Origin of the sequence: Actinosynnema sp. NPDC049800 (assembly GCF_040656635.1) — a bacterium.
Lineage (GTDB): Bacteria > Actinomycetota > Actinomycetes > Mycobacteriales > Pseudonocardiaceae > Actinosynnema.
In genome coordinates this window covers 1-11,926 of record NZ_JBFAMT010000054.1, presented here as the reverse complement: position 1 = coordinate 11,926, position 11,926 = coordinate 1, and the positions used below count along the sequence as shown (strand labels likewise).

At 70.6% G+C, this 11,926-nt stretch carries 10 protein-coding genes; 9 read left to right on the top strand and 1 reads right to left on the bottom strand.

What is annotated here, in order from left to right:
- Positions 1-119: 119 nt before the first annotated feature.
- A complete protein-coding gene (locus tag AB0I91_RS36710) occupies positions 120-527 on the top strand; it encodes a DnaJ family domain-containing protein (RefSeq protein ID WP_499640995.1) in 408 nt (135 codons plus the stop codon).
- A gap of 169 nt (positions 528-696) precedes the next feature.
- On the opposite strand, the gene AB0I91_RS36705 is transcribed toward AB0I91_RS36710, so the two are convergent.
- Complete coding sequence (locus tag AB0I91_RS36705; RefSeq protein WP_498772785.1) at positions 697-1,248, bottom strand: TetR/AcrR family transcriptional regulator; 552 nt, start codon at positions 1,246-1,248, stop codon at positions 697-699.
- A gap of 94 nt (positions 1,249-1,342) precedes the next feature.
- Between AB0I91_RS36705 and AB0I91_RS36700 the strand changes: the two genes are divergently transcribed.
- The 8 genes from AB0I91_RS36700 to AB0I91_RS36665 all read left to right on the top strand — a co-directional run bounded on the left by AB0I91_RS36700 (position 1,343) and on the right by AB0I91_RS36665 (position 11,783).
- Positions 1,343-2,053, top strand: coding sequence for an SDR family oxidoreductase (locus tag AB0I91_RS36700; RefSeq protein ID WP_499640993.1), 711 nt, complete (start codon positions 1,343-1,345; stop codon positions 2,051-2,053).
- 652 nt (positions 2,054-2,705) lie between these two features.
- Positions 2,706-3,803, top strand: coding sequence for an NsdA family TPR-like regulatory protein (locus tag AB0I91_RS36695; protein ID WP_499640990.1), 1,098 nt, complete (start codon positions 2,706-2,708; stop codon positions 3,801-3,803).
- Positions 3,804-4,360: 557 nt separating this feature from the next.
- Entirely contained in the window at positions 4,361-6,352 is a 1,992-nt protein-coding gene (locus AB0I91_RS36690) for a pectinesterase family protein (RefSeq protein ID WP_499615800.1), read from the top strand.
- Positions 6,349-7,224 (top strand): carbohydrate ABC transporter permease, encoded by an 876-nt coding sequence (locus AB0I91_RS36685; protein WP_498772795.1) that lies wholly within the window; start codon positions 6,349-6,351, stop codon positions 7,222-7,224. Before AB0I91_RS36690 ends, AB0I91_RS36685 begins: the two co-directional genes overlap by 4 nt.
- On the top strand, positions 7,221-8,114 hold the full coding sequence (locus AB0I91_RS36680) for a carbohydrate ABC transporter permease (protein ID WP_498772797.1): 894 nt from the start codon (positions 7,221-7,223) through the stop codon (positions 8,112-8,114). Before AB0I91_RS36685 ends, AB0I91_RS36680 begins: the two co-directional genes overlap by 4 nt.
- Positions 8,115-8,122: 8 nt before the next feature.
- Positions 8,123-9,406 carry an ABC transporter substrate-binding protein gene (locus tag AB0I91_RS36675; RefSeq protein ID WP_499640988.1) on the top strand — a complete coding sequence of 428 codons (1,284 nt, stop codon included), beginning with the start codon at positions 8,123-8,125 and terminating at the stop codon, positions 9,404-9,406.
- 202 nt (positions 9,407-9,608) lie between these two features.
- The gene (locus AB0I91_RS36670; RefSeq protein WP_499640986.1) at positions 9,609-10,760 is read left to right on the top strand and encodes an enolase C-terminal domain-like protein; all 1,152 of its coding nucleotides are present in this window, start codon (positions 9,609-9,611) and stop codon (positions 10,758-10,760) included.
- Positions 10,761-10,844: 84 nt separating this feature from the next.
- The gene (locus AB0I91_RS36665) at positions 10,845-11,783 is read left to right on the top strand and encodes a pectate lyase family protein (RefSeq protein ID WP_498772803.1); all 939 of its coding nucleotides are present in this window, start codon (positions 10,845-10,847) and stop codon (positions 11,781-11,783) included.
- The last annotated feature ends 143 nt before the right edge of the window (positions 11,784-11,926 follow it).

Below are 11,926 nucleotides of genomic sequence, written 5' to 3'. Positions count from 1 at the left end.
GCGCACCCGCGAGCCGTCAGCCGGCGACGTGACGGCTCGGCGGGCGCCCGGCCGGCGTCCCCGAGCAGCGGCGACCGGCGGACCCGACCGCCGGTACCCTCGGCAGGGGGTGGTGCGTCGTGACCGAGCGCAAACCGGCCGGTGTCGGCTTCGAGACCTGGATCGAGCGGCAGATCCGCGAGGCGCAGGACCGCGGTGACTTCGAGGACCTGCCCGGTGCGGGCCGGCCGTTGAAAGGGCTGCACGAGCCGCACGACGAGCTGTGGTGGGTGAAGGAGAAGCTGCGCCGCGAGGAGGGCACCGCGCTCCCCCCGACGCTGCTGCTGCGCAAGGAGGCCGCCGCCGCGCGCGAGGCCGCCGGCCGGGCGCGCACCGAGGCCGAGGTGCGCTCGATCCTGGCCGACATCAACGCCAGGATCGTCGAGGCGATCCGCAAGCCGATGTCGGGACCGCCGCTGAACCTGATGCCTTACGACGTCGAGCACGTGGTCGAGCAGTGGCGGGCAGACCAGGCCGACCGGGGCTGACCGGGCCGCTCGGCGACGTCCGACTCCGCCGGCGACGCGGGCCCGGCCACCCGGCCGGATCACGCCTTGGAACAGCCGGCGCGAGATGATCGCCCGCCGGCCCTGCGCAGCGACGACCACGGCTCCGGGGCCGCCGGCGACGCGTGCCCCGGTCGGATCACGGCGCGCGTCAGCCGACCCCGGCCGCGTCGAGCAGCGCCGTCGCGGTGGTGACGCCGAGGCCGGCCAGCGGTTCGGCCCGCACCACGGCGCGGGCGCCCGAGCCGTCGAACACAATCGTCAGCTGCGCGGCCAGCGTGTCCGGGTCCGCCACGCCCGCCGCACGCGCCTCGGCGGCGAAGAAGTCGGTCAGGGCCTGCTTGTGCCGGCGAGCCACCGCGTTGGCCGGGTGGCCGGCGTCCTTGAGCTCGGTCGCCGTGGCGACCAGGGGGCAGCCGCGGTAGCCCGGTTGCCCGGTCAGCCCGTCCTGCGCGCGGAACACGTGCAGGATCCGCTCGCGCGGCGTGCCGCCGTCCGGGGGCAGCAGCGCGGCGTCGTAGCCCGGCGCCCGCCGGTCGAGGCTGGCCGCGATCAGCTCGTCCTTGCTGTCGAACAGCACGTACATCGACCGCTTGGAGACGCCGGCCGCCTTGCACAGCGCGTCCACGCCGACGCCGACGCCTTCCCGGTAGAACAGCTCGCCCGCCGCGTCCAGCAGGCGGTCCCGTGGGGTGGTGGTCACCCCCGCAGGTTACCGCCGGAGTTGCGGTGGGGAAACCGATCGGTTTACAGTCGGCCGAGGAAACCGATCGGTTTCCACCTTGGGAAGGATTGGCATGACCACCATCAACGGGGCGACCGCCCTGGTCACCGGCGGCAACCGGGGCATCGGCAAGGCCTTGGTCGAGGCCCTGTACGCGAGAGGCGCGCGGAAGGTCTACGCGACCGCCCGCGACCCGCGCACCGCCACGCACCCGGACGCCGTCCCGGTCGAGCTGGAGGTCACCGACCCCGCCTCGGTCGCCGCCGCCGCGGCCCGGGCGGACGACGTGACGATCGTGATCAACAACGCGGGCGGGCTGGTGAAGGCGTCCTTCCTGGACTCGCCGCTGGACGACGTCCGCCGCGAGTTCGAGACCAACTTCTACGGCCCGCTGCACGTGGCCCGCGCGTTCGTGCCGATCATCGAGCGCAACGGCGGCGGGCACCTGCTCAACGTCGCGTCGGTCCTGTCCTGGGTGGCGATCAGCGGCTCCTACAGCGCCTCGAAGGCCGCCCTGTGGTCGCAGACCAACTCCCTGCGCCTCGACCTGCGCCCGCGCGGCATCCAGGTCACCGGGCTGCACGTCGGCTACGTGGACACCGACATGACCGCCGGCGTCGACGCGCCCAAGAGCGATCCGCGCGACGTCGCGGAGCTCGCGGTGGACGGCATCGAGGCCGACGCCTTCGAGGTGCTGGCCGACGAGCTGACGCGACAGGTGAAAGCCGCGCTGGCGCAGGACGTCGCCGTGCAGTACCCGGCCCTGGTCGGTGCGGGCCGGTAGTCCGTCACCCGCCGCGGCGGCTGCGCCGGGCGATGCTGACGTTCCCGGACGCCGCGTGCAGTCGTCGAGCCAGGTCGTGCTGCGTCAAGCCGCGCCGGCGCCGCAGTTCGGGGAGGACGGCGCTGATCGGTCGCGGTCGGCGTTCCTCGTCGTCACGTGCGGGTCGGCGCACGGCGGACGAGTGGTCCAGTCCGGTTGACGGTGGTGGCAACGGCACCGACCAGTCCACAGCGGACCCGCCGCTCGCCCGGACGCCGCCTGCCGAGCGCGGCATCCGGGCGACGGCGCGGTGGCCAGGCCCACGCGCCGCCACGGCGGGGCGACCACCACCGCGACCTCGGCGGCGCCCGGTTCGCCGGTCGCCTCGTACCGCGCGATCGCAAGGCCCCGGCCGGTGGTGTCACGGGCGGCGCGTCACGGGCGTGAACCGCACGTGCCGCCCGTCGGCCAGTTGCCGGGCTCGCGCGTTGAAGGATCCCGTTGGCATGGAATGTCTCTCCTGTCGACGACGAGTGCGGGCAGCCACGCCGTCGGAGCCGCTGGTGGGGGAGGGGCGCCGTGATCGGGGCCGGCCACGGGCGCGTCCGCCGGCCGTGCGGAACCCGATCACCCCCCGATTCCGGCCCCATCGCGGGCGTCGGCGCAGGGGCCGATGCGCGCCCCTGACGGCGGCTCCCGTCAGGGTGGTGGCGCTGTCACCCTGGGTACCCCGCAGCCACATGCCAGTTGGATCCCCTCCACCGCTCTAGTGGAATTGCGAGGTGCGGCGATGGCAGAACCTCAGCGCGTCCCGGCACACATCGGGGTCGAGGACGTGGAGCGCTTGGCGGCCGAGACCGAACGCCTGCGCGACGTGGACTACCGGCGGGGCGGCGGCGCGTGCCGCGACTCGGCGGTCGAGTGCGCGACGCGGCACGACCGGCTGCTCGACGTCGCCGCCTCGGGCGCGGTGCGCGAGCGGCTGCTGGTGGCGTTGGCCGACCTGCACAACCTGGCCGCCTGGACGTGCTTCGACACCGGTTTCGAGCCGGCGGCCTCGCGGCACTGGGACCGGGCGCTGGACTTGGCGGTGGAGGCGGGCCGGCACGACCTGGCGGCCAACGTGCACTACCGCGTCGGCCGGATGCGGCTGCACGGCGGCCGGCGGCGCGAGGCGCTGGAGGCGTTCGCGTCCGGGTTGGTCGCGGCCCGGCGGGCGGGTTCACGGCGTGCCGTCGCGATGCTGCTCGCGAACCAGGCGTGGGCGCGCGCGGGGTTGGGCGACAAGGACGAGGCGGTGCGGCTGCTGAACCTGGCGCACGACGAGTTCGCCCGCGCGTCCGGCCCGGCGCCGGGATGGGCGCGCTTCTTCGACGAGACGGACCTGTGCGGGTTGACCGGCGTGGTGCTGACCGACCTGGCCCGAACGGTCGACCCGTCGCGCACCGCGCCCGCGATCGACTCGCTCACCGCCGCCGTGGCCGGCTATCCGGAGGCCATGACGCGCAGCCGCGCGTTCAGCCTGATGGCGTTGGCCGCCAACCACTTGGTGGACGGGGACTTCGACCACGCGGCCGACGTGGGGGCGGGCACTGGCGCTGGCGGGCACGATCCGCTCGACCCGCGTCGCCGACCGGCTGCGACCGCTGCGCCACCTGGCCGACCGCCACCCGGCCAACCCGCACGCCCGAGCCCTGTCCGCCCGGATCGGCGCCTTCACCCCGCCGGTCTGACGGCCCACCGCCACCGCCCTCGGACGCCGCCGCGTTAGAGGGCGGTCCGATGTCCCGCCTGGCACCGCTTCCGCCTGCAAGCCGCCGGGTCGGGTGTCGGTCTGACGCCCCACCGGGACCGCTTCCCGCCGCGCCGCCGTCGTCGGTTATCGGTCCGACGCTTCATCAGTACTGCGTCCCACACCCGCCCGCGTCGCACCGGTACCGGTTCCACCATCCACACCGCTGCCGACCGGACGCGGCGGTGGGCCGGTCGTGCCATCGAATTCGACTCGAATTCGACTAGGCGTCGAATCACGTCGTCGAACGGCCATCGAACGAAGTTACGTCGTTGACGTGTGGCGGATACTTTCGCAATACTCTGTTCGCACATCTGGAACGTGTTCACATTTATGAACAAATTCGCCGGGGAAGGCCCCTCGTCATGCGGATACTCAGTACTGCGCTCGTGCTTTCCTGCGCCCTTGGCGTGATCGCGGCGGCACCCGCGCACGCAGGCCATGACCTGGGGAGACAGGTTCTCCAACCCGGTGACGGCTGGGCTTCGAGCGGTGCCGGCACGACCGGTGGGTCGGCCGCGACCACCGAGCACGTGGTGCGCACTGCGGCAGAACTGCGGGCCGCCCTGGCGTCGCCCGCCCCGCGCCTGATCAAGGTGCGCGGCGTCATCGACTTCAGGGCTGATTGCGCAACGTATGCCACGGACGGCTACACGCTCGCGGGCTATTTGGCCGCATACGACCCCGCTGTTTGGGGGCGTGACACCGAGCCGAGCGGCCCGCTGGAGGACGCCCGCGCGGCGTCCGCCCGCCGCCAGGCGGAGGCCATCGCGCTCACCGTCGGCTCGGACACCACGATCGTCGGCGACGGCAAGGGCGCGGGCATCACCGGCGCGAGCGTCCGCATCCACGGCGCGAGCAACGTGATCGTCCGCAACCTCACGTTCCGCGACACGCGCGACTGCTTCCCGCAGTGGGACCCGACCGACGGCGCCACCGGCAACTGGAACTCCGACTACGACGCCGTCTCGCTGAACCGCGCCACGAACGTCTGGGTCGACCACAACACGTTCACCGACCAGCCGTCCCCGGACAGCGCGGCGCCGACCTACTTCGGCCGCCCCTTCCAGCAGCACGACGGCTCGCTCGACATGACCAACGGCACCGACCTGGTCACCGCGTCGTACAACCTGTTCGAAGACCACGGCAAGACGATGCTCATCGGCTCGTCGAACACCTCGACCACCGACCCCGGCAAGCTGCGGATCTCGGTGCACCACAACGTGTTCCGCAACGTCGAGGAACGCCTGCCGCGCGTCCGGTTCGGCCAGGTGCACGTCTACAACAACCTGTACGAGCCCGGACCGACGTTCGTCTACGCGTGGGGCGTCGGCGTGCAGTCGAAGCTGTACGTGGAGAACAACTACGTCAAGCTGGGCAACGGCGGCGCGGTCGAGGACCTGATCTACAACTGGGGCGGCACGGCCATCACCGAGGTCGGCACGCTGGTCGACGGGCGGCCGGTGGACGTGCTCGACGCGTTCAACGCGGCCAACCCGACCGCGCAGCTCGCCGGCGACGCCGGCTGGACCCCCGAGTTCACCCGCGGCCTGGAGGCCACCTCCCGGGTGAAGAACCTCAAGGCCGGCGCGCAGCAGCGCGAGCGCTACCACGTGGCCAAGGGCACGGACTTCGACACGGTGCAGGCCGCGATCGACGCCGCGCCGCCGGGCACCACCATCACCATCGGCAAGGGCGTGTACCGCGAGGTGATCCGGGTGCCCGCGACCAAGCCCGACCTGACCCTCAAGGGCTCCACCGGCACCGCGCGCGACGTCGTGATCGACTACGACAACGCCAACGGCACCAAGAAGCCCGACGGCACGACCTACGGCACCACCGGCTCGGCCACCGCGACCGTCGAGGCCGACGGCTTCACCGCGCGCGACCTCACGTTCAGCAACTCGTTCGACCGGGCCGCGCACCCCGAGATCACCGGCACCCAGGCCGTCGCGGTGAAGGCGACCGGCGACCGGCAGTACTACGACCGCGTCCGCTTCCTCGGCCACCAGGACACCCTGTACGCCGACACGCGCGCCGTGGGCACGAAAGCCCGCCAGTACTACCGGGGCGGCGAGATCGTGGGCGACGTCGACTTCATCTTCGGCCGCGCCACCGCCGTGTTCGACCAGGTCACGATCAAGGCGCTCGACCGGGGCGGCGACCCCAACGGCTACCTCACCGCCGCCAGCACGCGCCGCGACAACCCGCACGGCTTCCTGATCATGAACTCCACGATCCTGAGCGACGCGCCCGCGGGCACCTACTACCTCGGCCGGCCGTGGCACCCCGGCGGCGACCCGGACGCCATCGCCTCGGTCGTCATCCGCGACACCAAGCTGCCCGCCGCGGTGAAGACCGCGCCGTGGACCGACATGTCCGGCTTCTCCTGGCGCGACGCCCGGTTCGCCGAGTTCCGCAACTCCGGCCCCGGCGCCACCGCCGGCCCCGACCGGCCGCAGCTGACCCACGACCAGGCGGCACAGCACACCCTGCGCGCGTACCTCGGCGACTGGAACCCCGCATGAGGACTCGCACCTGGGCGCCCTACGCCCTGATCGCACCGACGCTGGTGCTGATGGCGGTCTTCCTGGTCTACCCGATCGGGAGCGTCGTCTACTACAGCCTCCAGCGGTACAACGTCACGCAGCCGTGGAAGAACGGCTTCGCGGGGCTGGACAACTTCAAGCAGATGCTGTTCGACGACCCGCTGTTCTGGCAGAGCCTGGCGTTCAGCGCCAAGTGGGTCTTCGTCGAAGTCGGCCTGCAACTGCTGCTCGGCCTCGTGCTCGCCCTGATCGTGAACGAGACGTTCATCGGCCGGGGCATGGCGCGGGCGCTGGTGTTCTCGCCGTGGGCGGTGTCCGGCGTGCTCACCACGGGCATCTGGATCCTGCTGCTCAACCCGTCGACCGGCATCTTCCAGGAGCTGTCGAACCTCGGCATCGGCTCGCCGGGCACCTCGGTGCTCGGCAACCCCGACACCGTGTTCGAGGCCCTCGTGGTGACCGAGCTGTGGCGCGGCGTGCCGTTCTTCGCGATCCTGCTGCTCGCCGACCTCCAGAGCATCCCCAAGGACCTCTACGAGGCGGCGTCCGTGGACGGCGCGAGCCGGTGGCGGCGCTTCACCAGCGTCACCCTGCCGCACCTGAAGGACGCGATCATCCTGTCGACGCTGCTGCGCGCGGTGTGGGAGTTCAACAACGTCGACCTCATCTACACCCTGACCGGTGGTGGTCCGGCCAACCAGACCACCACGCTGCCGCTGTACGTGGCCAGGCAGGCCGTCGACTCGCACAACTTCGGGTACGGCTCGGCGCTCACCGTGGCCGGGTTCCTGATCCTGTTGTTCTTCTCGATCGCCTACCTGCGGTTGTCGAAGTTCGGGAGTCGTGCATGACCGAGACGTTGACCCGACCGCCGGTGGACACCCCGCCGCCGCCCCGGCAGCCGACCAAGCGGCGTCGCCGGGCCGTGGCCGAGGAGCCGGGCAAGCCGTGGATGATCCACGTGCCGCTGGTGCTGTACCTGCTGTTCACGCTCATCCCGTTCTACTGGATGCTGGTGTTCGCGGTGCGGCCGGCCGGCTCCACGCAGCTCGTGCCGTGGCCGATCTCGTTCGAGCACTTCGACACGGTGTGGAACGACATCGGGTTCGGCATCTTCTTCTACAACAGCGTGATCATGGGCTTGGGCGTGCTCGTGTTCGTGACCATCCTGTCGGTGATGGGCGGGTACGCGCTCGCGCGGTTCCGCTTCCGCGGCCAGCGGGTGTTCCTGCTGGCCATGCTGTGCAGCCAGTTCATCCCCGGCGCGATGATGCTGATCCCGCTGTTCGTGATCTTCAAGGGGCTGGGGCTGCTCAACAGCATCACCGGCCTGGTCATCGCGGAGGTGGCGTTCCAGCTGCCGCTCTCGCTGATCCTGATGAGCGGGTTCATCCGCAACATCTCGGTGGAGCTCGAGGAAGCCGCCATGGTGGACGGTTGCTCGCGCGTGCGCGCGTTCTTCGCGGTCGTCCTGCCGCAGCTCAAGCCCGCCCTGGTGGCGGTCGGGTCGTTCGCGTTCATCGGCGCCTGGAACCAGTTCCTGTTCGCGCTGATGTTCGCCACGAAGCAGGACAAGTTCACCCTGCCGGTCGGCCTGAGCTACACGTTGGGTGAGTTCAACACCGACTTCGGGGCACTCGCCGCCGGTGGCGTGGTCGCGGCCGTGCCGGTGGTCCTGGTTTTCGCCGTCGTGCAGCGGTTCCTGGTGCAGGGGCTCAGCGCCGGGGCTGTCAAGGGATAGGGAGCATCATGAGAAAACTGCTGGTCGCCGTGGCCGCCGCCCTGGCGCTGTCCGCCTGCTCGTCCGAGGGAGGTGCGGGCGCCGACGGGAACGTCACCATCACGTTCTGGGACAACAACGGCGGGCCCGCCCGCGAGCCGATCTACAAGGAGCTGATCTCGCGCTTCGAGAAGGCGAACCCGACCATCAAGGTCGAGTACGTCGGCATCCCCAGCGCGTCGGTGCAGCAGAAGTACGACACGGCCATCGCGGGCGGCGAGACGCCCGACGTCGGCGGCGTGACCACCTCGTACCTCGCGCACCTGGTCGGCCAGGAGGCGTTGGCGCCCCTCGACGACCGCATCAACAGCGGTCCGCTGAAGGACAAGCTGCTCCCGTCGCTGGTCGAGACCGTCCGCCAGACGGCGCCGGACGGCAAGCTCTACATCGTCCCGTCCTCGGCCAACATGGACATCGTCTGGTACCGCACCGACTGGTTCTCCGACGCGGGCCTTGAGGCGCCGAAGACCTGGGACGAGTTCATCACCACCGCCACCAAGCTCACCGACACCGGCGCGAACAAGTACGGCTACACCATCCGCGGTGGCGCGGGGTCGGTGTTCCAGCTGATCACCGAGGCCTACGCGTACTCCGGCGTGGACACCTTCTTCAAGGACGGCAAGAGCACCCTCAACGACCCGGCCAACGCCGAGCTCGTCGACAAGGTCGCCGACCTGTACAAGAAGGCCACCCCCGAGGCCGACGTCAACAACAGCTTCACCCAGATGATCGCCCAGTTCACCGGCGGCTCGGTGGCGATGATGCACCACAACCTCGGCTCCTACAGCGACGTCACCAAGGCGCTGGGCGACAAGGTCGCCGCGATGCCGCTGCCGGTCGGCCCCAGCGGCAAGCGGACCGTCGTGCCCAACCCGACCGACGGCTTCGCGGTGTTCAAGAACAGCGAGAACCAGGACGCCGCCTGGAAGTTCGCCGAGTTCCTGACCTCGGCCGAGTCCAACAGCTACTGGAACGAGAAGGTCGGCCAGATCCCCGCCAACACCGACGTGCGCAGCGCGGCGTGGATCGACTCCGCCGCCCACGTGAAGATGGCGCTCGGCGTGCTGGAAGACCCGGCCACGGTCCTCGTGCCCGCGCCGGTCTACCTGCCGCAGTACTCGTCGATCACCAAGACCGACAGCGAGCCCCAGTACCAGAAGGTGCTCCTCGGCGAGCTTACCGGCCAGCAGTTCCTGGACGACATGGCGAAGAAGCTCACCGAGGCGCAGAAGGAGTGGGAAGACCGCAAGTGACTCCTCCCCCTCTGGCGGGAGAGGACTCCCGCCAGAGGGGGAGGTTCCAGGACCCACCTGCCCGGAACCGGGCCGAGCGCGGCGCCGGCACGCCGTTCGCACACCGACCACCTGAGCGAGGGGATGTCATGAACAGGGCTCCGTCCCATCCGGTCGAGACCGGTCGTCACGCCGGAGGCCGCGCGAGCCTGCGGAGGTCGCGGTGATCGAGCACGTCGAGGTCTCGGTGTTCACGACGACCGCGTGGACCGCGGTGGACCCGCACGGGCACCGGCACCCGAGCGCCGAGCACGAGGTCCGCGAGGCGCTGCTCGAGATCACCGACTCCGACGGCGCCGTCGGGCGCGTCCAGGTGCACCCCGACCAGCTGCGCCCCGCCGTGCTCGACTCGATCGTGAAGCCCGTGCTGATCGGCGCGGACCCGTGGGACCGGGAAGGGCTGTGGCGCAAGATGGCGCGCAAGCAGCGCGGCTCCCACGGCCGGTTCACCGACCGGGCGCTCGGCTACGTCGACACGGCGTTGTGGGACCTGGTGGGCAAGCGGGTCGGGCAACCGGTGTGGAAGCTGCTCGGCGGCGCCCGGTCCCGCGTCCCGGCCTACGCCAGCACCATGTGCGGCGACGAGATCCCCGGTGGGCTGAGCACGCCCGGCGACTACGCGGCGTTCGCGAAGCAGCTGGTGGAGCGCGGCTACCTGGCGATCAAGCTGCACACGTGGATGCCGCCGGTGCCCGGTGCGCCCAGCGTGCGCGCGGACATCGCGGCGTGCGAGGCGGTGCGCGAGGCCGTCGGGCCCGAGGTCGAGCTGATGCTCGACGCCAACCACTGGTACTCGCGCACCGAGGCGCTGGAACTGGGCCGGGCGTTGGAGGAGCTGGGCTTCTACTGGTTCGAGGAGCCGATGGAGGAGGCGTCGATCAGCTCCTACCGGTGGCTGGCCGAGCAGCTGTCCATCCCGGTGATCGGCCCGGAGGTGGCCTGGGGCAAGCACCTGACCCGCGCCGAGTGGATCACCTCCGGCGCGTGCGACATCCTGCGCGCGGGCCCGACCGACGTCGGCGGCATCTCGCCGACGGTCAAGGCCCTGCACCTGGCCGAGGCGTTCAACATGGACTGCGAGATCCACGGCGACGGCTCGGCGAGCCTGGCCGTGCTCGGCGGCACGGACAACGGCCGCTGGTACGAGCGCGGCCTGCTGCACCCGCTGCACGACTTCGACCGCGTGCCGCCGCACCGGCTCGCGATGGCCGACCCGCTCGACGCGGACGGGCACGTCACCCTGACCTCCTCTCCGGGTCTCGGCGACGAGTTCGACGTCGAGCACATCCGCAAGCACACCGTGGAGAGGTGGTGAGTCCGGTGTAGGCCTTCGGTCGCCGCCACGTCGCAATACCGCCGCCGGTTCCCTTTTCATCCACAGTCGTATGGAGGAAACCGCATGTCCCGCAAGATCTCCCGCGCGCTGCTCGCGGTGTCGGCCCTGGCCGCATCCGTGATCATGGCGCCCTCGGCCAACGCCGCGTCGTTCAACCTCCAGGGTTGGGCCACGCAGTGCGGCGGTACCACCGGTGGCGGCAGCGCCACGCCGGTCACCGTCAGCAGCACCTCGGCGTTCGTGTCCGCGGTCGGCTCGTCCAGCGCCTCGGTGATCCGCGTGTCCGGCACCATCTCCCTGTCGAGCATGACGAAGGTGGCGTCCAACAAGACGATCATCGGCGTCGGCTCGGGTGCCACCATCACCGGCCACGGCCTGAACGTCTCCAACGCGTCGAACGTCATCATCCGGAACCTGAACTTCACCAACTGGGCGGACGACGCGATCAACGTCCAGTACTCGACCAGGGTCTGGATCGACCACAACAGCCTGCGCAACGGTTACGACGGCGCCATCGACATCAAGCGCGCGTCCGACTGCGTGACCGTGTCGTGGAACAAGATCAGCTCCCACGACAAGACCATGCTGCTGGGCCACAGCGACGACAACGGCGGCGAGGACCGCGGCAAGCTGCGCGTGACCTACCACAACAACTGGTTCGACGGCACCAACCAGCGCCACCCGCGGGTCCGCTTCGGCAACCCCGTGCACGTCTACAACAACTACTACGGCGGCGTGACGTCGTACGGTGTCGCTTCCACGGAGGAGGCGGGCGTGCTCGTGGAGGGCAACTACTTCGAGAACACGCGTGACCCTTTCCACCGCGGTGAGGGCAGCTCGGACCCCGCCAACCTGGTGGCGCGCAACAACCACTTCGTCAACTCGGGTTCGGGTGACCAGGGCGGCAGCGTCAAGGCGATCCCGTACGGCTACAGCCTCGACAGCGCGAGCAGCGTGAAGTCGACCGTGCAGAGCGGCGCGGGCGTGGGCAAGGTCGGCTGAGCGCTCGCCTGACCAACCCAGCCGGATCGGCGGCCCCCGGCGACTCTCCTTGGGTTCTAGTGGTCGTCGCAACACCCCAGTTGGGGAGTTGTGGTGGATTTCGAGATCCGGGATCGGTCGGTCAACCTGGGCGGTCGGCGTCT